Genomic DNA, 21,191 nt, shown 5'->3' with positions numbered 1-21,191 from the left:
AGCATCCTGCTGCCACCGCGAGCAACCTCGGCTCTCTCGCCTCGCTCGTCAGGCTGTGCTCACCCGAACTGCCGCTCGACTGCGGCAATGTCCCCGTAGGAGGCCTGCGCCCCCACCGAGGTCGTCGCAAAGGCGGAGACGGCCGAGGCCGCACCAGCCGCCTCCTTGAGCCCAGCGCCCGCAGCGAGCGCCGCCAGCAGCGTGCCCAGGAAGGAGTCGCCGGCTCCGGTGGTGTCCACGACGTCGGCCGGGAAGGGATCGATCGGGGTGATCTCCTTCCCCTCGATCACTATGGATCCGCGGCCCCCCAGGGTCACCACCGCGGAGGGGATCCCCATCGCTGCCAGTCTCCTTGCGCAATCACCCCAGTCCGTGGCGTCGTCGCCTCGCTCGTGCTCCGGCTCGGCCGCAGTGTCGCTCGTACCCGGTTTCAGCATGTCGGCGAGCTCATGCTCGTTGACGACCAGGACGTCAATGGCCTCCAGGAGCCCGGCGGACAGGACGGGGTGGAACGGAGAGTTGTTGAAGACCACGCGGGTGCCGGCGTCGTGGGCGATGCGGGCCGCAGCCTCCACCGCCTCGGGGCTGACCTCCATGCACAGCCCCAGCACTCGGGCCTCGCCGATGACGCCGCGGTGCCGCTGCGCCGTGGAGACATCCACCTTTCCGTTCGCTCCGGGAGACACCACGATGGTGTTGTCCCCCGTGGAGTCCACGGTGATGATGGCGGTGCCGGTGGCCACGTCCTCGCGCTGGACCGCGGCGGTGTCCACGCCGGCGCGCTGGAGGGACTCGATGAGCAGGTCGCCATGACCGTCCCCTCCGACGGCCCCGATCATCCTCACGCGAGCGCCGAGAAGACCGGCCTGAACCGCCTGGTTCGCGGACTTGCCTCCCGGCAGGATCACGAGGTCCTCCCCGCTGATCGTCTCTCCGGGCTTGGGGAAGCGCTCCGTTCGGACCGTCAGATCAGCGTTGAGCGACCCGAAGACGGCGACCTCGCCGGATACGTCACCCAGGACGGCTCGTACACCAGCCCCCATTCCCGATTCCTCTCTGCGATGCAGCACGGATACACGCCCCATCACACCACACCTCACCGAGAGGCAGCACTCCCGCCGGCCCTGACCGCGGGTCGGCGCAGGCTCGTGCGGCGGGTCGCCGTCCGGCAGGCATCCACCAGGACGTCAATGGCCAGCGGCCGGGGCTGCTCGGCGCGAGTGACCACTTCGACGCGCCGCTGCTCGCGGGCCAGCGGCCGCACCTGGACCCCCTCGTGCCGGTAGGCGCTCAGCGCCATCCCGGGCAGCAGGGCCGCCCCCACCCCGGCAGCGACGAGCGCCTGCACGGCCACGTAGTCGTCGGAGGCGTAGGCGGTCTCGGGCGTGAAGCCGTTGGCCCGCCCCACGGCGATGAGCTCCTCGTGGCAGCGCGCGCAGCCGGTCACCCACCGGCACTGGGCGCCGTCGGCGATGCGAGTGATGCCGCCGGGGTGGGTGACGAGATAGAGGACGTCGTCGAACAGGTGCTCGGCGTGAAGCCCCTCACCGGCGTCGTCGTCGATGTAGGAGAAGGACAGCGCCGCATCCACTCGCCCGCGCCGCAGCGCGTCGAGGGCCTCGGGCGGCTCGGCGTCGACGAGCTCGACCTCCAGGCCCGGATACTGCTGGCCGACGACGTCGAGCACCCCCGGCACCAGGGAGGCCACCGCGGAGGGGAAGGCGGCCAGCCGCACCCGCCCCGACTCCGCCTGCGCCATGGAGACGACCTCGCGCTCGGTGCGATCCAGCAGGTCGAGGACCTCCTGGCCCCGGATCGCCAGCGCCCGGCCCTCCTCGGTGAGCCGCACCCCGCGTCCGGCCCGTGTCAGCAGTACTGCGCCGGTTGCGCAAGACAGGGCGGCGAGCTGGTGGGAGACGGTGGACTGGCTGAACCCCAGGGACTCGGCGGCCGCGGAGACGGTTCCAAGGCGGGAGAGCTCCACGAGGGCCCGCAGTTGCTGCACATCGATCACGCCACCAAGTATGTCTTGAATCGATGGGTATTCGTCAAAACATTCATTGGACCGATACTCCGGTCGCCCTCATCATGGAGCCATGACCGCGACCGACACCCTGCCCCAGGCACCCGCCACGACCCGGACCATTTTCGACTTCGACGCCGTCCTGCGTACCTACGAGGCCGTCTCGTGGGCCCTGCCCGAGACTCCCGCCTGGTCCTACCCACTGCTCAACGCCGAGGCCGGGGTGGAGGTCGTGGTCAAGCACGAGAACATCCAGCCCACTGGCGCCTTCAAGGTCCGCGGCGGGGTGGCGCTCATGGCGGCGCTCAGCCCCGAGGAGCGCCGCCGCGGCGTCGTGACCGCGTCCACCGGCAACCACGCCCAGTCCCTGGCCTGGGCTGGCGCCCGCAGCGAGGTCCCCGTGACCGTCGTCGTCCCGGTGGGCGCGCCGGCCCGCAAGGTGGCCGCGGTGCGCGCGCTGGGGGCTCGGGTCGTCGTGGAGGGGGAGACGATGTGCGAGTCGCTGGCCCACGCCGAGGCCCTGTCTCTGGCCGAGGGGATGCGCATGGTTTCCCCCGGGGATGAGCCGGCGATCGTGCTCGGGCACGCCACCGTCTACCTCGAGCTCTTCCGCCGCCACCCGGGCCTGCGGGCCGTCTACGCGCCGGTCGGCTCGGGCTCCGGGGCCGCCGGCGCCTGCCTCGTGCGCGACGTCTTGGCCCCCGAGTGCCGGGTCATCGGTGTCCAGTCCAGCGCCGCCCCGGCCGCGCACCGCGCCTGGACGTCCGGGGAGCCGACCACCGTCCACAGTCGCACCCGCGTAGCGGGCCTGGCCGTCGGGGCGAGCTTCGCCCTCACCCAGTCCGTGCTGGGCCGCAGCCTCAACGACTTCATCCTGGTCGATGACGACGCGATCCAGCGCGCCGTCGGCCTCATGTCCACCCACGCCCACACCCTGGCCGAGGGCGCCGGGGCCGCGAGCCTGGCCGGACTCATGGCCGACCCCGCCCGCCAAGGACCCTGTGCGATCGTCTGCACCGGCGGCAACGCCGACGACCACGAGCTCGCCGGCATCTCCGCCACCGACACCACCGTCGGCACTGACGCCACCCTCAACTGCTGAACCCGTCCACCCCATACCTGACAGCCGGTTGGGGAATACTCCCCGTTGAGCCGGGACTGCCGGCCGAGTGACACTCGAGTGAGGGCCGGGAAGCGCAGTCGGGGGCGCATACCCGGCCCTCCCCCGTGCGCCAACGGCGCCGACCAGACTCACCGGGCCATGCCGCGGCCACAAGTGTCCACAGCGCTGACATCAACTGATTCGGCCGGCCGGCACCATCGGGAGAACCGCGGAATCACGCGGTTCCAAAACCCGGGTCGACGACGTCGGCGGCCTGATGTCAGCGCTGTGGACACTCGCCGCGGGAGCTATCGCCCAGCAGGGACCGCGTGCACAGCAGAGCCGGTAGCCACGGGCCGGCTCCAGCGCAAGTAGGCGATCGTTGCAGCCAGCACCAGGATCCCGCCCATCCAGAAGTGAGGCATCCAAAGAACCAGCCGCCACCATCCATAGTGGGAGAGCGGCTCTCCCGCCAAGATCGTCGGGATCGCCGGCACCGAGCCGACCACCCCGTACGCCACGAGTAGGGCTCCCGAGACCCAGCCGAAGGCCAGGCGCATCCAGCGCGGCACCCTGATGACATCCGGACGCAGGAGGGCGAAGCCGAAGACGACGAACCCCAGCTTCACCAGCCCGGAGACGAGGACGACCACGACGAACCAGGTGGGCCGCTCTTGGGCGAGCCTCAGCCCCTCACCCTGAAGGACCGTGTCGACCAGCCACGGGGAGCCCAGCGCCCAGGACACGCTGACACAGCCGAAGAAGGCCCACCACAGCATCATGGCGATGACCACCGCCCGTGAGCGTCCCGTCATCTCAGCGCCCCCTTCTGCGGCCTCCCCGAACTACTCGGCCTCGACCAGGATCGTCACCGGGCCGTCAGCCTCCATGTCGATCTTCATGTCGGCACCGAAGCGGCCGGTGGCCACCTCCAGGCCACGCCCGCGCAGGTCTTCGGCCACAGCCTCCACCAGGGGCTCGGCCACCTCGCCGGGGGCCGCCTTGTTCCAGGTGGGGCGCCGACCCTTGCGGGTATCGGCGTACAGGGTGAACTGGGAGACGACGAGCACGGGCGCTCCGGCGTCGGTCACCGAGAGCTCGTCCTCCAGGAGCCGCAGGTCCGCGATCTTGCGGGCCACCGTGGCCACCTGCGTGGGGCCGTCGTCATGTGTGGCCCCCACGAGAACCATGAGGCCGGGGCGGGTGATCTCGCCAACCACTTCGCCGTCGACCCGGACCGCCGCCCGGTTGACCCGCTGAATGACCGCACGCATCAGCGACCAGTGCTCCAGTCGCGCGGGCCGCGACCTGCGCCGCCACCGCGTCCCGGCCGGCGCTGCGAGGCCCGCCCTGGGATGCGGATCGAGGAGCGCACTCGCACCGGCGCCAGCGCTTGCAGGGCGGGGCGCACGTCCACCAGGTAGACGGCGCTGGCCACGACGCCCAGCAGGCCGAACATCGAGGCCGCGCCGAGGAGGCCGACAACCGCCGTGCCCACCGCGTTGACCGCGTTCCAGAATCGCTTGGTGTTCTTGCCGGCCGCCGCGTAGTGCTCCGCGGGCCGCATCAGAGAGTCGATCAGCGCCCAGACTCCCATGACGAGGGAGACGGCCTGGGCGGCGATCCAGGTCCACCTGACCGCCTCGGAGAGAAAGAATGACACAGCATAGAGGACGCTCACGCATCCCAGGCTACCGGTCGCGGGTCACCGATCCCAGAGCGACGGCCACGCCCAGCGAGAACAGTTGACACCTCATGCAGCAGCCGGCCCGGGAGCGCCCGGGGCCGGGCCCCCGACCGCACCGGTCAGAGCCGCAGGCCCTTGCGCAGTCCGGCACCGGGCCGCTCGGCGGGGCTGGCCTGGGCGCGCCCCTCGGGGGAGACCAGTACCTCCTGGGCGGCGTCGACCCGGCCGACGGTGACGGACTCTCCGGTGGCCTCGTCGACCTCGGTGATCTCCACGGTCAGCTGCTCATCCACGGGAACGGCACGGCGCAGCAGGGCCAGGGCGATGGGACCGAGCTCGTGGTGGCGCGCCACGGAGGTCACGGCGCCCACGACCCGCTCCCCCATGCGCACGCTCGCACCCGGCCGGGGCAGGTCGCCGACGAGGCCGTCGAGCTGGAGCACGGTGAGGCGTCGCGGAGGACGGCCCAGGTTGAGGGTGCGCGCGATCGTCTCCTGGCCCGGGTAGCAGCCCTTCGTCAGGTGCACGGCCGTACGCAGCCAGTCCAGCTCGTGGGGGATCGCGCGGGCGTCGGCCTCGCGGGCGCGGCGGGGACGTCCGGCCTCAATGCGCAGGGCCTCCCAGGCCAGCGCACCGGCCAGGCGCCGTCCCTTCCCGGCGGTGAGGAAGGTCCCCGCCACGGCGTTCACGCTCTGGGCGGGCACCAGGACGAGACCGCCCCGATACTCCTGGCCGGGATGCGGCCGGTCCTCTCCGACGTCGTAGCTCGTGCCGCCCTCGACGACGCCCGGCCACGGGTCGCGCCACAGGCCGATGAGCGAGCCCTGAGGCTCGGCGCCACCGGTCTCGGCGGCGCCGGCCTGAGCGTCGGAGGAGTCGGGAGCGGCCGGCGAGTCCGGCGCCGTGTCGCGCGCCGCCCGGGCCAGGGCCTCAAGCCCCTCCCCGAGGGCGCCCAACGCCATGACGTCGGGCCGTTCGGTCACCTCGACGCGCAGCATGAAGCGCATGGAGTCCAGGAAGGTCGCCAGTTCCTCGCCGCTGCCGGCCTCGGTGACGAGCCAAAGAGTGCGGCCGTCGTCGAGGGCCGCGAGCGCGTGGGTGATGTGCCCCTGGGCATCGAGGAGCAGCGTCTCCGCTCCGCCGTCGCCGGGCTCCAGGCCGGTGAGCACCTGGCTGGACAGTGTGGTCAGCCAGCTCAGGCGGTCCGGCCCGGTGACGGTGACAACGTCGCGCGCCAGGGCGCAGGCCGCGCGCCCCTCGGCCAGGGCGGCCTGCTCGCGACCGGGGTCACCGAGATGGGCGGGAACGGCCTGGTCGGGGTCGTCCGGGGCGGAGGCGACGGCGCCGGGTCGGGTCAGCAGCGGAGAGGGGCGCATCAGGCGGTCGGCTCGGCGTCGTCGGAGGCGGGCGTGTTGGAGTCGGAGGACTCGCCGGCCGGTTCGAGGGCGGAGCCGGGCTGGGCGGCGGGATCGTCTACGTCGTCGACGCGGCCGAGGCGCCCAGAGGCGTAGGTGCTCACCTCGCTCTGGCCGAAGGCGGCCATGTCCTGGGTCCACATGAGGTCGCCGCCCACGAGCCCGAACATGCGGGTCATCTCCTCCACGGGGACGGCGGTACGGGCCCGCCCCACGGCCTGGGTGCCGACCTGGGCGCGCGGTCCCTGGATCCAGCCCTCCCAGACGCCGACGTGACCGGCGGGGTCGGCCGAGACGAGCTCGAGCCGGGTGATGGGGGTGAGCGGACCGCCGGCGCTCTCAGTGTCGGCCGGGCCGGTGGTCTCGGCGGAGTCTGCGCCGTCGGGCTGCTCCTGGCCGACGGGCCGCCAGTAGGTCGTCTCGGTAGACCAGATCTGGGCGGGGGCCAGGAGGGAGGCGCCCTGGAGGCCGGGCATCTCGAAGTCGAGGTTCTTGGAGCGGGTGGCGTCGACCGTCCAGATGGTGGTGGTCTGGCGCAGGTAGGGGCCACCGTCGTGGTCGAAGGTCATCTCCTGGTAGACGGCCTGCTCGGGCACGGTCTCGCCGTAGGTGAGGATGCCGTAGCCGCGCCAGGTGCCGGCCAGCCAGGCCAGCGGGTAGAGCTCGGGGGGCAGGTCGTCAGGAAGCGTGAATGCCATGCCCGCAGCCTACGACGTCACCCCGGCCCGGGACACGCGCCGCCCGCCCGGGCCGCACGGATCCGCCAGCGCCCCGAGTGTCCGGCGCGGTCCGGAGCCGCAGATCCGGGCAGGATCGGCGCCGCAGTGTCCAAATCGTTGACAAAAGCGGTGAAGAGCGCTGAGCGCGCCAGATGAAACCGCATGATTCCGCGGTTCCTTCGCTTGACCGCAGGGCCTCGGAGTCTCTTTGTCACCAATTTGGACATTCGGACGCCTTGATGCGGGTTGTCGGGCCCTCGCGGGGCTGGGCGGCGGCCGTCAGCCGGCGAGGAAACCGCCCAGGAGGCGGGCGATGGCGTAGACCGGCACACCGACCGACAGGATCGGCACGAGTGCGGAGGCCACAGCCGCCCGTCCGCCGGGCACCCACCGGTGGGTCCACAGGACACGGTTGCCGGCGGCCATGAGAACCCCCGCCACGAAACCGACGGCCACGCAGGCCACGGCGCTTTGCAGGGCCGCCGTCGCACTGATGTGGGACAGGCCGAAGAAGCCGGCCGAGGCCAGCACGTAGCCGGCACCGCCGGCGAACAGCGCCGGAACCGTGACGGTGAGGGCCTCCAGCATCCGGGCGCGCACGTTGAGGACGGTCAGGACGGCACCGACGAACAGCGCCAGGCAGGTGGGCACAACGATGGCCGGATCGGCCAGCCCCGGTTCCAGGGCGCACCAGGCCGACCCGGAGACCGACACGAGGCAGCCGGCCACCGTTGCGGACAGGTCCTCGACCAGGTTGTGCCGGCCGTCGCGCCGCAGCATCTGGCCGACGAAGGCCACCAGGATCGAGAAGGCCATGACCAGGCCCGCCATCCCCATGTCTCCAAGGAGGTAGACGCTGGCGGCGGCCGACAGTCCAGTGATCGTCATGACGATCGTGCCGCCCAGATCGTGCCGGGCGCGCACGAGTGCGGGCCAGCCCTGCGCGGCGGCCGGCACCAGGGCGGCCACAAGGGCCAGCCTCACCCATCCGGGCAGCACCGAGCCGACCGCCAGCAGCAGAGGCACGACGCCTGCAAAGGCGAGCCGGGTCCAGGCCGGATCCACCAGGCCCGGCTCCTTGGGGCGGTTGGAGGCGCGGCGAGTGGCGTAGCCCAGGTCCTCAGCAAGGTCGGCAGTGTCACCCGAGTCCGCTGAGAGGGCAGTTGCCGGAGCACCGGAGGAATCGTTCGGCTCACCGGAGGGACCCGACCCGCTCGAGCGCGAGGCGGACTCCGATCCGGTCCGCCCGGCCGAGGCGCCGGAGTCGCCTACGCCGATGACGCTGGCCCAGTCCGCCGCGCCGCCGGCGGCCATCGGAACGGCTGCGGCATGGGAGTCGTCGCGGGAGACACGGGAGGCTCCGCGGGTGCGCGCGGCCGGCTTGGCTCGTCGGTGGTGGGTAGTCACAGCACGCATCGTCCCACACCCGGGCGGCCGCAGCGCCCTCTCCAGCCCCGCCCCAGCATCCTCCCGGATGGTCAGTATCCGGTCAGTTGCCGCCTCCGGGATTTCGCCTGCGATCAGGTGTGGTTGACTTGTCCCAACAGTCTCGCCGCTGGTCATCTCGACTGAACCAGCGAGTCCAGGTCGAGAGCCATGGAAGGAGCAGCCATGCGGATCATCATGTTCACTCGTGAGAGTGACGCCACTGACGTCCTGCCGGCAACCGCCTTCCTCGACTCCCAGGTGGAGTGCCTCGCCCCGACCCCCTCGTCCTACGCGGAGGTGGACAACGCCGACGTCGTCATGATCGACGCGCGCGGGGACCTGACCCGTGCTCGCGCTCTGTGTCAGCTCTTCACCGGCCCCATGGACTGCCCGCCCATCATCCTCATTGTGGAGGAGGGCGGCGCCGCTGCGGTGCAGATCGACTGGGGCGCCGCCGACTTCGTCATGGCCGGCGCCAAGCCCGCCGAGCTGTCGGCCCGACTGCGGCTGCTGCGCGCCCATGTCCCGGTCGTGGACGAGGCCGACGACGACCGCATCGACGTGGGCGATCTCGTCATCGATGTCACCGCCTACACGGCCCGACTGCGCGGCACGATCCTGGACCTGACCTACAAGGAGTTCGAGCTGTTGAAGTTCCTGGCCGCCAACCGGGGACGGGTCCTGACGCGTGACGCGCTCCTGCACGAGGTGTGGGGCGAGGACTACATCGGCGGCTCGCGCACGGTGGACGTTCACATCCGTCGTCTGCGCGCCAAGCTGGGCACCGAGCACGACAACCTCATCGGCACGGTGCGCAACGTCGGCTACCGACTGGACGCCCCCGAGGACGCCTGAGCGCACCGGCCCCGGAGAAGACCGGGAGGGTCAGGCACCTCTCCCGACCACCGGGTGGATTCACTGGGCGGACACCGGGACGGCCGGGAGCCCGGACCTGTAGACTCGTGGGCGGCGTCGGGCCGTGACGGGCCCCGGGCTCCAACTCAAGCCGCCGCGAGCGGCATTCGCGCCGACTGGCGCTCTCCGGCCCGACGTCCTCATCCCTCCTCGCCCCTCAGCCGAAGCGGCCGGAGATGTAGTCCTCGGTGGCCTGCTGGCTGGGGGCGGAGAAGATCTTGTCGGTGGAGTCGTACTCGACGAGGTGCCCCGGCTTGCCAGTGGCCTCCAGGTTGAAGAAGCCGGTCATGTCGCTCACGCGCGAGGCCTGCTGCATGTTGTGGGTGACGATGACGATCGTGTAGTCCGCCTTGAGCTCGGAGATGAGGTCCTCGATGGCGAGCGTGGAGATGGGGTCCAGGGCGGAGCAGGGCTCGTCCATGAGCAGGACGGCCGGCTTGACCGCGATGGCGCGGGCGATGCACAGGCGCTGCTGCTGACCGCCGGACAGGCCCAGGCCGGGACGGTCCAGGCGGTCCTTGACCTCGTCCCACAGGTTGGCCCCACGCAGGGAGGCCTCCACCAGGTCGTCGGCGTCGGACTTCTTGATGCGGCGGTTGTTGAGGCGCACGCCGGCCAGGACGTTCTCGGCGATGGACATGGTGGGGAACGGGTTGGGCCGCTGGAAGACCATGCCGATGGCGCGGCGCACCTGGACGGCGTCGACGCCGGGGCCGTAGAGGTTGACGCCGTCGACGATGACCTGGCCCTCGACGCGGGCGCCGGGGATGGTCTCGTGCATGCGGTTGAGGGTGCGCAGGAAGGTGGACTTCCCGCAGCCGGAGGGGCCGATGAGGGCGGTGACGGACTTGGGCTCGATGACGACGTTGACGTCCTTCACGGCCAGGAAGTCGCCGTAGTAGATGTTCTCGCCGATGACGTCGATGCGCTTGGACACGTCGGTTCCTTTACCTGAGGAGGACTGCTGAGGGCTCTGGGGCGCTGCGGGCTGCGGCTCCGGCCGGGCTAGCGCCGGCCGCCCTTGGGGCTGAAGTACTTGGAGATGAGGCGGGCCGCGAGGTTGAGCAGCATGACCAGGATGATGAGGGTCAGCGCCCCTGCCCAGGCCCGCTCCATGGCGGCGGCCTCCCCACGGGAGTACTGGTCGTAGACGAGTACCGGAAGGGTGGACATGGAGCCGTCCAGCGGGTTGGTGTTGGTGCGGATCGTCAGGCCCACGGTGATGAGCAGCGGGGCGGTCTCGCCGATGACGCGGGCGATGGCGATCATGACGGAGGTGGTGATGCCGGCCACTGCGGTGCGCAGCACGACCTTGACGATGGTGAGCCACTTGGGCACGCCCAGCGCGTAGGAGGCCTCGCGCAGGTGGGAGGGGACGAGCTTGAGCATCTCCTCCACGCCGCGGATGACCACCGGTGTCATGAGGACGCTCAGGGCCACGGCCCCGATGATGCCGGCCTGGTAGCGGGGGCCGGCCGCGATGAGGAAGATCGAGTAGGCGAACAGCCCGGCCACGATCGAGGGGATGCCGGTCATGACGTCGACGAGGAAGGTGATGGCCCGGGCGATCCAGCCGCCGTTGTACTCCACGAGGAAGACGGCGGTGAACAGCCCCAGGGGCACGGAGATGAGGGTGGCGATCCCGGTGATCTGGAGGGTGCCGACGATGCCGTGGTAGAAGCCGCCGTTGGAGGCGTCGGCACCGCGCATGTTGGTGGTCAGGAAGTCGTAGCCGAAGCGGGCCGAGCCGCCGGACAGGACCATCCACACCAGGGAGACCAGCGGCACCATGACGACGGCGAAGGACAGGTAGATGAGGAGGGTCACCAGGGTGTTGCGCCCCCAGCGCTCGCCCTCACGCACCCAGGACACGGCGGTGGCGCCCACCACCCACACCAGGGCGGTCAGGGCGACGACGGCGGCGATGCTCCACCCGGCCAGCAGGCCGATCCCGCCGACGACGACGAACGCGGCTCCCAGCGCCGCCCAGATGAACCAGTCGGGCAGGCGGTAGGAGGTCAGGGGCACGCCCTCGATGGAGGGCGGGTCGGCCAGCGGGTCGACGGGGGCTGCCGGGGCCTCGGCGGCCGCGAGCGCGGCCTTGAGGGACTTGGGCGCGGGGGCACCGGTCTCTCCGGCTGAACCGGCAGCACCGGTGGCCGGGACGGGGCGGGAGGCCTCGCTGCTGGAGGCGGCGCCGTCGGTGGGCTCGGGTGTGTTCGTGGGCGTCATGTCAGCTGGCTCCTGAGAACTCGGAGCGGCGCGCGATGATCCACCGCGCCAGGGAGTTGACCGCGAAAGTGATGATGAACAGGACCAGGCCGGTGGCGATGAGCACGTTGACGCTCAGGCCGTAGGCCTCGCGGAACTGCGAGGCGATGTTGGCGGCAATGGTCTGGTGCTGGCCGGCCTGGAGGACTCGGAGGTTCAGACCCATGCCGGGCGAGAGGATCATGAGGACGGCCATGGTCTCCCCCAAGGCGCGTCCGAGCCCCAGCATGGAGGCGGAGATGATGCCGGAGCGGCCGAAGGGCAGGACGGCCTGGCGGATCATCTCGTAGCGGGTGGCGCCCAGGGCCAGGGAGGCCTCCTCCTGGAGCGTGGGCGTCTGGAGGAAGATCTCGCGGATGGTGGCGGTGATGATCGGCAGGATCATGACGGCCAGGACCAGGGAGGCGGTGGTGATGTTCTTGGCCGGGGCCGTGTAGTCGGCGAACAGCGGGATGAAGCCGAGGTGGTCGCTCAGCCAGGTGTTGATGGGGTCGAGCAGGGGCACCAGCCACAGGAAGCCCCACAGGCCGAAGACCACGGAGGGGATCGCGGCCAGCAGGTCCACCATGTAGCCCAGGGCCTGGGCCAGGCGGCGCGGGGCGAAGTGGGAGATGAACAGGGCCACGCCGATGCTCAGCGGCACCGCGACGCCCAGGGCGATGGTCGAGGACAGCAGCGTTCCGAAGACGAGCGGCGCCACGTAGCCCCACAGTCCGCGATCGCGCATGAAGGAGACCGACTCGAGGGTCTCGCGCGAGGCCGTCAGGGCGGGCAGCGCCTCCCGGATGAGGAAGGCGGCCACGAGGGCGAGCACCACCATGATGAGGGTGCCGGCGCCGAAGGACAGGCCGGTGAAGATCCGGTTGCCGGTCTGCCCGGGGGCCTTGCCGGGCTGGATGATGGCGTCATCGGCGCTGCTGGAGGCGGTCGCGGCGCCCGCTGGGGGCGGCGACGACGGCGGTGCGGTGGTGCTGGCCACGGCTGACCCTCCTCGGGGTGTCTGGGGCGGCGGCTGGGCGGGTGAGTGCTGGCTGGACATGTGCGGTTCGGTGCGGCGGCGTCGTGGTGGCCGGCCGGGAGGCCTCAGGCGGCGATCTTGTCGATGGCGGCGTTGATCTTCTCGCGCATCTGGCGGGTGATGGGGGCGCAGCCGGTGGCCTTGGTGGAGGCGTCCTGCCCCTTGGTGGAGGCGGCGAAGCGCAGGTAGGCCTTGACGACGGCGGCGATCTGGGCGTCGTCGTAGCGCAGGCGGGCGGCGAGGTAGGAGACCAGGACGATGGGGTAGGCGCCCTCGGTGTCGTGGCTGGGCTGGTAGAGCAGGCGGGTCTCGTCGGCCTCGGCGCCCAGGGTGGCGGCGTCGAGGGCAGCGGCCGCGGCTTTGGCGGAGACGGGCACGTAGGCCCCGTTGCTGCCGACGGCGACGGTGCCCAGGGTGGCGGGGACCTTGGAGGCGTCGGCGTAGCCGATGGTGCCGGTGGCCGCGGAGACGGTCTGGATCATGCCGGCGGTGCCGTCGCCGGACTGGCCGCCGCGCAGCGGCCAGGTCTCCTCGGGCTCGTGGGGCCAGGCCGTTGGGGCGACGGTGGCCAGGTAGGTGGTCAGGGCCTTGGTGGTGCCGGAGTCGTCGGAGCGGCCCACGACGATGATCCGCTGGTCGGGCAGGGCGACGCCGGGGTTGAGGGCGGCCAGGGCCGGGTCGTTCCAGCGGGTGATGGCCCCGGAGAGGACCTTGGCGAGGACTTCTCCGGTCATGTTGACGTGGGACTCTCCGGTGAAGCCGGGAAGGTTGTAGGCCACGGCGATCGGGGAGATGTAGAGGGGCAGCTCGACGGCGCCGCCGATCTTGCTGATCTCGTCGACGGTCATGGGGGTGTCGGTGCCGGCGAAGTCGATGGCGCCCTCGACGAGCTTGGTGCGCCCGGCCCCGGAGCCACCGCCGGCGTAGTCGACGGTGGCGCGCAGGTTGGCGCCCATGAAGGTGTTCATCCAGGCGTCCTGCGCGTCGGACTGAGAGGTGGCGCCCGCGCCGCGGATCTGCCCCACCAGGTCGCTGGAGGCGTTGGGGTCGGCGGCGCCGGCGTCGCGCCCGCAGGCGGTCAGCGCGGTCAGGGTGGCCACGCTCAGGGCGCCCAGGGCGCCGCGACGGGTCAGGAGCACGGGCTCTCCTCGCTGAGTCAGAGGGTGTCGGAGGGTTCAGTCGGATACCGGGTGAATGTCAGGCAACGGTCACGATAGGCACCCCGGATGAAGGTTCCGGGTGACCGGGGTAAACGGTTGGTAAACACCCTCTGTGAGGACCATCACCGGGCAGCTCGGTACACCGGCCGAAGGTCCGGCCGGCGCTCCGGTCAGCGTCCTTCGGACAGGACGGGGCGCTGCTTCTCGATGGCGACGGCGCGGATCTTGCCGCGGGGGCGGCGGGCCATGTGGACCACGAGGATCTCCCCGGTCTTGAGCCAGGGGTCCCGGTCGGGCACGGAGCGCAGGAGCTTGCCGGGGGCGTACTGGGAGACGACGTCCATGATGGTGGGCAGGACGGGCCGGTGAGTGCACAGCGCCGTCGGCTCCTCGCGCACGCTCAGGACCTTCTTGACCACGGAGCGCACGCCCTTGGGGTTCTTCGCGTGGGCCATCTCGGTGAAGGCCCCGGCCATCTCCAGGGTCAGGCCCGCGGCCGTGGCGTAGGGGGCGACCGTGTCCACGCAGCGCTTCCAGGGGCTGGTGAGGACGCGCCCCACCCCGTAGGCGGCCAGGATCGGGACGAGGGCGCGGGCCCGGGTCTCGCCCTGGTCGTGGGTCAGGGGCCGAGTGGCCTCGTCGGTCTCCTTGTCCCGCTCCTTGGGGCGGTTCCACACGGAGCGCTTGACGGCGCGGCCGTGGCGCACCAGGACCAGGGTCCAGGTGTCGAGCTTGCCGTCCTCCCACAGGTCGACGAGCTCGCCGAGCAGGTCGCGGTCGTAGGGGTAGGTCAGGCGCTTGCGGGCCTGCCCCACGCGCAGCCACTCGACGGCGTCGATCTCCTTGGCGGAGGCGGGTTCGACGGCGCAGCGGGCGGCGACAGCGGCCGAGGAGTCGGGGGCGACGCGGGCGGCCCAGTAGTGGACCTTCTTGCGGGAGCCGTCGGCGATCTTGTAGTGCACACGGCTGAGGGGCTGGCCCAGGATCACCTGGACGCCGGTCTCCTCGGCGACCTCGCGCACGGCGCAGGTGCGCACGGACTCGCAGGGCTCGACCTTGCCCTTGGGGATGGACCAGTCGTCGTAACGGGGACGGTGGACCAGGAGCACCTCGAGGTGCTTGCCGTTCTCACGCCACACGAGGGCGCCGGCGGCCTTCACGGTCTCGCGCGAGCCGTTCTTCCTGCTGGACGAGCTCATGGCACGGCCGTCTCAGTGCCGGCCCTTGACGCGCGAGCGCGCCCGGGCCATGAGGCTGGTTTGGATGTCCTCGAGACGGTTGCCCTCGGCGTCGACGAGGTGACGCTGCCAGGAGCCGTCGGGCTGGAGGTGCCAGGAGGAGACGTCGTCGGAGGCGCAGTGGGTGACCAGCCACTCGAGGTCCTCGACCATGGCGGGGTCGGTGATGCGCACCAGGGCCTCGACGCGGCGGTCGAGGTTGCGGTGCATGAGGTCGGCCGAGCCGATGAACAGCTTGGTCTGGCCGCCGCCGGCGAAGGCGTAGATGCGCGAGTGCTCCAGGAAGCGCCCCAGGATCGAGCGCACGCGGATGTTCTCGCTGAGGCCCTCGACGCCGGCACGCAGGCCGCAGATCCCGCGCACGACGATGTCGACCGGCACCCCGGCGCGCGAGGCGCGGTAGAGGGCGTCGATGACGGTCTCGTCGACGATGGAGTTGACCTTGATGCGGATCCAGGCGGGCAGGCCGGCCCGGTGGTTGGCGATCTCCTGCTCGATGTGCTCCACAAGCCCGTCGCGCAGGCCGCGGGGGGCCACGAGCAGGCGGCGGAAGCGGGCGCGCGGGGCGTAGCCGGAGAGCTGGTTGAACAGGGTGGTCAGGTCCTGGGCGACGTCGCGGTCGCAGGTCAGGAGCCCCAGGTCCTCGTAGCCGCGGGCGGTCTTGGGGTGGTAGTTGCCGGTGCCGACGTGGCAGTAACGGCGCAGGCCGTCGGACTCCTGGCGCACGACGAGCAGCAGCTTGCAGTGCGTCTTGAGGCCGACCATGCCGTAGACGACGTGGACGCCGGCGCGCTCGAGCTTGCGGGCCCAGGAGATGTTGGCCTCCTCGTCGAAGCGGGCCTTGATCTCCACGATGGCGACGACCTGCTTGCCGGCCTCGGCGGCCTCGATGAGGGCGTCCACGATCGGGGAGTCGCCGGAGGTGCGGTAGAGGGTCTGCTTGATGGCCAGGACCTTGGGGTCGGCGGCGGCCTGGGCCACGAACTCCTGGACGGAGGTGGAGAAGGAGTCGTAGGGGTGGTGCAGGAGGACGTCGTGCTCGCGCATGGCGGCGAAGACGTCCGGCGCGGAGGAGGACTCGTAGGCGGCCAGGCCCGCGGCCGTCACCGGCACGAAGCGCGGGTACTTCAGGTCGGGGATGTCCAGGTCGTGGAGCTGGTTGAGGCAGGTCAGGTCCAGGGGCGCGGGGAGCTCGAAGACGTCGTCGCCCTTGAGTCCCAGGGCGCGCACCAGGTAGCGGCGGGTGAAGGAGGAGATGGTGTCCTCCACCTCCAGGCGCACGCAGTCGCCGAAGCGGCGCCGTTCGAGCTCCTTCTCCATGGCCTTGAGGAGGTTCTCGGCGTCGTCCTCCTCGACCTCGAGGTCCTCGTTGCGGGTGACCCGGAAGAGGTGGTGCTCCAGGATGTCCATGCCCGGAAAGAGGTGGTCGAGGTGCTGACCGATGACGATCTCGATGGGGATGACGGCGCAGCCGGCCGCCTTGTCCGCGGCGTCCAGCTCGCGGCCGGGGACCTGGATGAGGCGCGGCAGGGAGTCGGGCACCTTGATGCGGGCGAAGTGCTCCTTGCCGCTGCGCGGGTTGCGCAGGATGACGGCGAGGTTGAGGGACAGGCCCGAGATGTAGGGGAAGGGGTGGGAGGGGTCGACCGCCAGCGGGGTGAGGACCGGGTAGATCTGGTGACGGAAGTAGCGGGTCAGACGCTCCTGCTGGTCGGAGTTGAGCTCGTCCCAGCCCAGGATCTTCACGTTGCGCTCGGCCAGGGCGGGGCGGATGTCCTCCTGGAAGAGGGCGGCCTGGCGGGCGGTGAGCTCCTTGGTGCGGCTGGTGACCTGGGCCAGGACCTGGTGGGCGTCCAGGCCGGAGGCGCGCACCGGGGTGATGCCGGCCTTGATGCGGCGCATGAGCCCGGCGACACGCACCATGTAGAACTCATCCAGGTTGGAGGAGAAGATCGACAGGAACCAGGCGCGCTCCAGCAGGGGCAGGGTGTGGTCCTCGGCCTGCTCCAGGACGCGCTCGTTGAAGTCCAGCCAGGTCAGCTCCCGGTCGATGAAACGGTTCTTGAAGGACTTCAGGGGCGGCAGGAGGCTCTCCGGATCCACCTGGGCGGTATCGGCGGAGGCGGCCGAGGCCGCGGCGTCGGCGGCACTGGCCGAGCTCAGCGAGGAGGCGGCGCTGGCGGGGCTGACGGCATGGCCCGAGCTGGTGGCGCTGCCGGGAGCGGAGAGGCCCCGGTCCCCCGGCGTCGTGGTCGACGGAGTCGCCAGGGCCTCGGCGGCGGAAGGGGCCGACTGCGAGCTGGCGGAGGTGATGGAGGAGGGTGCGATGGCGGGGGTCGCGGTGCCGATGGGGCCGGGGGCGGGGGCCATCTCACCGTCGACGATGTCGTCGAAGTCCTCGTCCTCGTACTGGGGGCCGGAGTCATCGGCGAAGTCGCGAGGGTCGGCGACCTCGATGACGTGCTCCTCCTCGATCGCCCCCTCGGCGCCCTCGGGGCCGTCAGGGTCGCCGGCGTCATCGGAGCCATGCGAGTCGGCCGGGGCGGCTGATTCCCCCGGGGCCTCGGCGCGTTCGGAGGCCCCGTCGCCGGTGGAGGACCCGCCGGGAGCCACTGGGGCGGCCTCGGGGCCGGCGACCTCGGCGGAGACGGCCGGCCCGTCGGTGCTCGCGGCCTCGGGCGAGACCGCCGACTCGGCGGCCTCAGTGGCTTCAGCGGCTTCGACAGTCTCGGCAGCCTCGGTCACCTCGGCGTCGTCGGTCACCTGCTCGGGCTCCTGGGGGCTGGGGTGACGCATCCACCCGCCCAGGAAGCGGGAGAGCGGCGTGGGGGCGGAGTGGGGCGCGTCGTTGGTCATGGCCACATGGTCCCACGTCCGGGCGGCCTTGTGGGGCGGTGATCCGCTCCGGTTCGGCGAATACGTGAGGCGCCGCCGCTTCCGCCCGATCTTCGGGACTCACGGCTGATAGGCGCCCCGCCGCCTGGGATGCGACCCCGCTGGGCGCTCCCCCACGTCTCGTCCAACGAAGCACGCATGATCTCGCCAATCGTGTCCAAATCGGTGACAAAGGAGCTTGCGCACTCTTCACGCCTTCAAGAGAACCGCGGAATCATGCGGTTCTGATCTACCTTCACACACTTACTTCGGGCCTTTGTCACCGATTTGGACATTTCGCGCCCGGATAGTCCCCGCGCAAGGCCCTCTCAGTCGAGGAGTCCGGCGGCGGCGCGGCGGGCGGCGTCGGTGAGCTCGTCGGCGGTGGTCAGGAGGGCGGAGTCGCGGCGGGTGACGCGGTCGGCGAGCTCGTCGGCGTCGTCCTCGATCCACACGGGGTTGGAGCCGGCCGCCAGGGCGCGCAGGAATCCGGCGGTGGCGCTCAGCAGTGGGGCGATCTCGGTGACGGAGCCCTCGACACTTCCGGCCAGAACGGCGTCGAGGCGCTCGCGCAGGTTGTTTGGGGAGGGCACGGGGCGCGCCTCGCCGAGGGCGGACTCGAGGCGGGCGTTCGCGGTGTCGTCGGCACCGGTGAGATCGATGACGGTGGCGTAGCGGCGGGCGACGAGCTCAGGGTCGCGGCGGATCCACTCGCGCACGAGGAACAGGCGCCACAGGGTGCCGGGCAGGGTGGTGGCCGGGGAGTCGGCCCACAGCTCGGCGATGTCGTCGATGCCGTTGGTGGCGACCGCGGCGACGATGCCGGAGCGGGTGATGGGGTCATCCTCGGTCTCGGTGCCGGGGAAGCCACCGATGAGGGCCTGGGCGGCGCGGTGGGCGAGCTCGGAGGCGACGGCGGTGTCGGTGCTGCCCTCAATCTGTTCGGCGGCCTCGGGGTCGAGCCGGGCGGGGCGGTGGAACTGGCGGGCCATGGGGACTCCTCACGCGGTGCGGGCGCGCCGGCGACGACGCGCGACCCCATTGTCTCGCGTTGTCTCGCGCGCGGGGAGCCCGTCCTTCACCGGTTCACTTCCGGCCGACGGCGAGGCGGGTTCAGGGAGCCCGGAGGCTTGCCGGCGGGGGGACGCGACGAGTCTTGAGCGGTGTTGGATGAGCGAGACCATCGGGAACGCGGAGGCCGACGGTGCGGCCGGTTCGACACGGCGGTCGGTTGTCCGGTTATGCTGGCCCCCTGCCGACGGCGTCTGGACTCTGCTTCCGGCCGTTGGTACGCCCCCTTAGCTCAGTTGGTCAGAGCTGCGGACTTTTAATCCGAAGGTCGTGGGTTCGAGCCCCACAGGGGGTACCGCACCGGCCTCGGCCCCGGAAGGGACCGAGGTCTTCTTCATGCCCGGGACGTAGGCCGCCGGCGCCCACGTACCATCTTCGGAACGAACTGGCGCAAACGAGTCCAGGCTGAGCCCAAAGAGATTAGCCATAAGAGACAGCTCTTCAGCACTCCATGAGACCTGGCCTCGCAGCTTGCGAGTGATCACAGACGATGTGACTCCGAAGTAGGTCCCAAGCTCCTTGCGCGTCATCCGATGCTCGAAGAGCAGCTGATTGACGGTCATACCCAACGCCTCGTTGTAGGCCGCGTTCGTTGCTCGCGCTGCTGTCCTCATGGCCTTGACTCTACCTCAAGTCGTGCATTGCATGCAACTCATGTCTTGATAGTCGGTTAACCTCATCGTATGCTTCATCTCATGAACGTTCATGAGATGAAGGAACCAGACGTTGGTGAAGCGTTGACTCCTTCCCAGGCCGCGGCTCTACTGCCCAACACAAGCGTGGACTCGATCCGTCGATGGATCCGCAGCGGTGCTCTCCCCGCACAGAAGCTCCCAAACGGCCGGTACTTCGTGCGGCGTGGTGACGTCGAGGCGCTTCTGAGTCCGGCGCTTCCCTCAACGCCTTCGGTGTCATCGGTGCCTGATGTTGAGGGTGTGGAGCTTCCTGGTCAGGGTGCGCTGCTGTGAGGGAGCGAGGTGGTCGTGGTGGTGTTTTCTCCTGAGTTCGGCTGGCGTGTGCTGGGTCTGGTGCCGTGGTGGTGCTGGTTGCTCGCGGTCTCGGCCCTCCTGGTGGTGGCTGGGGTGGCGGAGCTGCTGCACGCCCGGGCTGCGCGCCGCGAGGCTGCGAAGTCGTCTGGGGCGGTTGAGGCTCGGCCTGAGGGACGGACTGTCCAGGTGGAGTCGAGGTCATGAGCTCGTCGGTGGCGGCCGGCTTGTGGGTGGCGTTTAGTGTCGGCCTGCTCGTGGGCCTGTGGGCTGAGGAGGCGGAGGGGGCGGAGCAGCGCTCACTGAGAGACCTCTCGGTGTCCGAGTGGGTGCCGGCGGCGTTGGGGCTGCTGCGTGCAGAGCTGGTTGTCCTACTGGGGCTGATGGTTCTGCTGGTGTTGCAGCCGGTGTCGTGGGTTCCGTTCGCCGCGCTGGTGGTGATGGCTGGGCTGGTCGGGCGTGTGCGGTTCATGCGGCTCGTCCGACGTCGTTGCTGGTGGTGGTTGGTGGCCGGCGTGGGGATGGTGCTGTCGTGGCCGGCGGTTGTCGCGGTGTTCCTGCCTGCAACCGCACCGTTCGGCGTGCGGGTTGGGGCTGCGTACCTGGTGATGATCGTCGCCTGCTGGGTCCTCGGTGTGGCGCGGTTTGCGGCTGGCGTGATGGCCGGCGCACGGGTCCGACCGAGTCGGCCCGGTGAGTACGTCGCGGTTCCCGAAGAGGCCTGAGGGGCCCTCACTATTTGTTCTTCATTTCTTCTTGTTTTCTTGAATCACATTGGTGTCGTTTAAGAGTGGGAGGTTTCCGTGTTTGAGGAGCTGCGAGCGGCGGCGCCACGGCGCTGCGCCTGGGTGCTGGGAGGTGAGTTCTCGTGAGTTTTCGGGCTGTTCACTGGGCTCTTCATGAGGTCAAGGGCGTGTCGATGGGGCACAAGCTCCTGCTGGTGACGCTGGGTGAGTATGCGGATGACGTGGATTGTGCCTGGCCGTCGCAGGAGACGCTGGCGGGAGTTCTTGAGTGCTCCGTGTCAACGATCAGGAGAAGTCTCAAGGCGTTGGTCTCTTGGGGTCTGATCGACCGTGAGGAACGGTGGGTGATGGACGATGATGGCAACACTCATCGGGCGACAAACGTCTACCGGTTGCATGTGGGCGCTCAGCCCGTGCAGGGGAGTGACGATGTCCCAGAGGGTCCTTCGGGTGACTCCGAGCCTGGCGACGTTTGCGCAGGTCAGGGCATACCGGTCAATCTGACCGGTATGGGTGCAGGTGGATCGCAGTCACCTGT

General features: G+C 70.5%; 19 protein-coding genes, 1 tRNA gene and 2 pseudogenes. 6 read left to right on the top strand and 16 right to left on the bottom strand.

What is annotated here, in order from left to right; all coding sequences use genetic code 11:
- Positions 1 to 59 precede the first annotated feature (59 nt).
- Together BKH28_RS08795 and BKH28_RS08790 are read right to left on the bottom strand one after the other, a co-directional pair.
- On the bottom strand, positions 60 to 1,043 hold the full coding sequence (locus BKH28_RS08795) for a ribokinase (protein ID WP_075418446.1): 984 nt from the start codon (positions 1,041 to 1,043) through the stop codon (positions 60 to 62).
- 53 nt (positions 1,044 to 1,096) lie between these two features.
- Complete coding sequence (locus tag BKH28_RS08790; protein ID WP_075418445.1) at positions 1,097 to 2,014, bottom strand: LysR family transcriptional regulator; 918 nt, start codon at positions 2,012 to 2,014, stop codon at positions 1,097 to 1,099.
- An 82-nt stretch (positions 2,015 to 2,096) separates the two neighbouring features.
- Here BKH28_RS08790 and BKH28_RS08785 point away from each other — a divergent pair, with 82 nt between their 5' ends.
- Positions 2,097 to 3,125 carry a threonine ammonia-lyase gene (locus BKH28_RS08785; RefSeq protein ID WP_075418444.1) on the top strand — a complete coding sequence of 343 codons (1,029 nt, stop codon included), beginning with the start codon at positions 2,097 to 2,099 and terminating at the stop codon, positions 3,123 to 3,125.
- Between the two features lie 308 nt (positions 3,126 to 3,433).
- Here BKH28_RS08785 and BKH28_RS08780 read toward each other — a convergent pair whose 3' ends face one another.
- The 6 genes from BKH28_RS08780 to BKH28_RS08755 all read right to left on the bottom strand — a co-directional run bounded on the left by BKH28_RS08780 (position 3,434) and on the right by BKH28_RS08755 (position 8,362).
- Positions 3,434 to 3,940 (bottom strand): DUF3995 domain-containing protein, encoded by a 507-nt coding sequence (locus BKH28_RS08780; RefSeq protein ID WP_075418443.1) that lies wholly within the window; start codon positions 3,938 to 3,940, stop codon positions 3,434 to 3,436.
- A 30-nt stretch (positions 3,941 to 3,970) separates the two neighbouring features.
- Positions 3,971 to 4,399 (bottom strand): D-aminoacyl-tRNA deacylase, encoded by a 429-nt coding sequence (dtd, locus tag BKH28_RS08775; protein WP_075418442.1) that lies wholly within the window; start codon positions 4,397 to 4,399, stop codon positions 3,971 to 3,973.
- Entirely contained in the window at positions 4,399 to 4,806 is a 408-nt protein-coding gene (locus tag BKH28_RS08770) for a DUF2516 family protein (RefSeq protein ID WP_075418441.1), read from the bottom strand. The genes dtd and BKH28_RS08770 overlap by 1 nt, the downstream gene beginning before the upstream one ends.
- A gap of 125 nt (positions 4,807 to 4,931) precedes the next feature.
- Positions 4,932 to 6,188, bottom strand: coding sequence for a YgfZ/GcvT domain-containing protein (locus BKH28_RS08765; RefSeq protein WP_075418440.1), 1,257 nt, complete (start codon positions 6,186 to 6,188; stop codon positions 4,932 to 4,934).
- Positions 6,188 to 6,925, bottom strand: coding sequence for an FABP family protein (locus tag BKH28_RS08760; RefSeq protein WP_075418439.1), 738 nt, complete (start codon positions 6,923 to 6,925; stop codon positions 6,188 to 6,190). The genes BKH28_RS08765 and BKH28_RS08760 overlap by 1 nt, the downstream gene beginning before the upstream one ends.
- 300 nt (positions 6,926 to 7,225) lie before the next feature.
- The gene (locus BKH28_RS08755) at positions 7,226 to 8,362 is read right to left on the bottom strand and encodes a hypothetical protein (RefSeq protein WP_075418438.1); all 1,137 of its coding nucleotides are present in this window, start codon (positions 8,360 to 8,362) and stop codon (positions 7,226 to 7,228) included.
- Positions 8,363 to 8,557: 195 nt separating this feature from the next.
- Between BKH28_RS08755 and BKH28_RS08750 the strand changes: the two genes are divergently transcribed.
- A complete protein-coding gene (locus BKH28_RS08750; RefSeq protein WP_075418437.1) occupies positions 8,558 to 9,229 on the top strand; it encodes a winged helix-turn-helix domain-containing protein in 672 nt (223 codons plus the stop codon).
- A 217-nt stretch (positions 9,230 to 9,446) separates the two neighbouring features.
- On the opposite strand, the gene pstB is transcribed toward BKH28_RS08750, so the two are convergent.
- From pstB to BKH28_RS08715, 7 genes are all read right to left on the bottom strand, one after another.
- Positions 9,447 to 10,226 (bottom strand): phosphate ABC transporter ATP-binding protein PstB, encoded by a 780-nt coding sequence (pstB, locus tag BKH28_RS08745; RefSeq protein WP_075418436.1) that lies wholly within the window; start codon positions 10,224 to 10,226, stop codon positions 9,447 to 9,449.
- Between the two features lie 68 nt (positions 10,227 to 10,294).
- On the bottom strand, positions 10,295 to 11,521 hold the full coding sequence (gene pstA, locus BKH28_RS08740) for a phosphate ABC transporter permease PstA (RefSeq protein ID WP_178388855.1): 1,227 nt from the start codon (positions 11,519 to 11,521) through the stop codon (positions 10,295 to 10,297).
- 1 nt (position 11,522) lies between these two features.
- Positions 11,523 to 12,539, bottom strand: coding sequence for a phosphate ABC transporter permease subunit PstC (pstC, locus tag BKH28_RS08735; RefSeq protein WP_075418435.1), 1,017 nt, complete (start codon positions 12,537 to 12,539; stop codon positions 11,523 to 11,525).
- Between the two features lie 104 nt (positions 12,540 to 12,643).
- Positions 12,644 to 13,717, bottom strand: coding sequence for a phosphate ABC transporter substrate-binding protein PstS (gene pstS, locus BKH28_RS08730; protein WP_075418434.1), 1,074 nt, complete (start codon positions 13,715 to 13,717; stop codon positions 12,644 to 12,646).
- Between the two features lie 191 nt (positions 13,718 to 13,908).
- Positions 13,909 to 14,937, bottom strand: a complete 1,029-nt coding sequence (locus tag BKH28_RS08725) for an NUDIX hydrolase (protein ID WP_075418433.1) — start codon at positions 14,935 to 14,937, stop codon at positions 13,909 to 13,911.
- 12 nt (positions 14,938 to 14,949) lie between these two features.
- Entirely contained in the window at positions 14,950 to 17,832 is a 2,883-nt protein-coding gene (locus BKH28_RS08720; RefSeq protein ID WP_075418432.1) for an RNA degradosome polyphosphate kinase, read from the bottom strand.
- A gap of 347 nt (positions 17,833 to 18,179) precedes the next feature.
- Positions 18,180 to 18,842 carry a hypothetical protein gene (locus BKH28_RS08715; RefSeq protein ID WP_075418431.1) on the bottom strand — a complete coding sequence of 221 codons (663 nt, stop codon included), beginning with the start codon at positions 18,840 to 18,842 and terminating at the stop codon, positions 18,180 to 18,182.
- 300 nt (positions 18,843 to 19,142) lie between these two features.
- Here BKH28_RS08715 and BKH28_RS08710 point away from each other — a divergent pair.
- Positions 19,143 to 19,216: transfer RNA gene (locus tag BKH28_RS08710), tRNA-Lys, on the top strand.
- 73 nt (positions 19,217 to 19,289) lie between these two features.
- Here BKH28_RS08710 and BKH28_RS14020 read toward each other — a convergent pair.
- Positions 19,290 to 19,484 (bottom strand): annotated as a pseudogene (locus tag BKH28_RS14020) (helix-turn-helix domain-containing protein); the annotation flags it as partial.
- Positions 19,485 to 19,616: 132 nt separating this feature from the next.
- Here BKH28_RS14020 and BKH28_RS08700 point away from each other — a divergent pair.
- The 3 genes and pseudogenes from BKH28_RS08700 to BKH28_RS14015 all read left to right on the top strand — a co-directional run.
- Positions 19,617 to 19,889 carry a MerR family transcriptional regulator gene (locus tag BKH28_RS08700; RefSeq protein WP_178388854.1) on the top strand — a complete coding sequence of 91 codons (273 nt, stop codon included), beginning with the start codon at positions 19,617 to 19,619 and terminating at the stop codon, positions 19,887 to 19,889.
- Between the two features lie 221 nt (positions 19,890 to 20,110).
- Positions 20,111 to 20,632 carry a hypothetical protein gene (locus tag BKH28_RS08690; protein WP_075418428.1) on the top strand — a complete coding sequence of 174 codons (522 nt, stop codon included), beginning with the start codon at positions 20,111 to 20,113 and terminating at the stop codon, positions 20,630 to 20,632.
- 194 nt (positions 20,633 to 20,826) lie between these two features.
- Positions 20,827 to 20,967 (top strand): annotated as a pseudogene (locus tag BKH28_RS14015) (helix-turn-helix domain-containing protein); the annotation flags it as partial.
- Between the last annotated feature and the right edge of the window lie 224 nt (positions 20,968 to 21,191).

Origin of the sequence: Actinomyces oris, from assembly GCF_001937665.1 — a bacterium.
In the GTDB taxonomy this organism is placed as follows: domain Bacteria; phylum Actinomycetota; class Actinomycetes; order Actinomycetales; family Actinomycetaceae; genus Actinomyces; species Actinomyces stomatis.
The sequence above is the reverse complement of the archived record's forward strand: the minus strand, read 5'-3'. Positions and strand labels throughout refer to the sequence as shown.

Coding starts and splice junctions, on each gene's coding strand:
- BKH28_RS08780 (WP_075418443.1), bottom strand. CDS start 3,940: ATGACGGGACGCTCACGGGCGGTGGTCATCGCCATGATGCTGTGGTGG.
- BKH28_RS08785 (WP_075418444.1), top strand. CDS start 2,097: ATGACCGCGACCGACACCCTGCCCCAGGCACCCGCCACGACCCGGACC.
- BKH28_RS08690 (WP_075418428.1), top strand. CDS start 20,111: ATGAGCTCGTCGGTGGCGGCCGGCTTGTGGGTGGCGTTTAGTGTCGGC.
- BKH28_RS08720 (WP_075418432.1), bottom strand. CDS start 17,832: ATGACCAACGACGCGCCCCACTCCGCCCCCACGCCGCTCTCCCGCTTC.
- BKH28_RS08715 (WP_075418431.1), bottom strand. CDS start 18,842: ATGGCCCGCCAGTTCCACCGCCCCGCCCGGCTCGACCCCGAGGCCGCC.
- BKH28_RS08750 (WP_075418437.1), top strand. CDS start 8,558: ATGCGGATCATCATGTTCACTCGTGAGAGTGACGCCACTGACGTCCTG.
- pstA (WP_178388855.1), bottom strand. CDS start 11,521: ATGACGCCCACGAACACACCCGAGCCCACCGACGGCGCCGCCTCCAGC.
- BKH28_RS08795 (WP_075418446.1), bottom strand. CDS start 1,043: ATGGGGGCTGGTGTACGAGCCGTCCTGGGTGACGTATCCGGCGAGGTC.
- BKH28_RS08700 (WP_178388854.1), top strand. CDS start 19,617: ATGAACGTTCATGAGATGAAGGAACCAGACGTTGGTGAAGCGTTGACT.
- dtd (WP_075418442.1), bottom strand. CDS start 4,399: ATGCGTGCGGTCATTCAGCGGGTCAACCGGGCGGCGGTCCGGGTCGAC.
- BKH28_RS08725 (WP_075418433.1), bottom strand. CDS start 14,937: ATGAGCTCGTCCAGCAGGAAGAACGGCTCGCGCGAGACCGTGAAGGCC.
- BKH28_RS08765 (WP_075418440.1), bottom strand. CDS start 6,188: ATGCGCCCCTCTCCGCTGCTGACCCGACCCGGCGCCGTCGCCTCCGCC.
- BKH28_RS08755 (WP_075418438.1), bottom strand. CDS start 8,362: ATGCGTGCTGTGACTACCCACCACCGACGAGCCAAGCCGGCCGCGCGC.
- BKH28_RS08760 (WP_075418439.1), bottom strand. CDS start 6,925: ATGGCATTCACGCTTCCTGACGACCTGCCCCCCGAGCTCTACCCGCTG.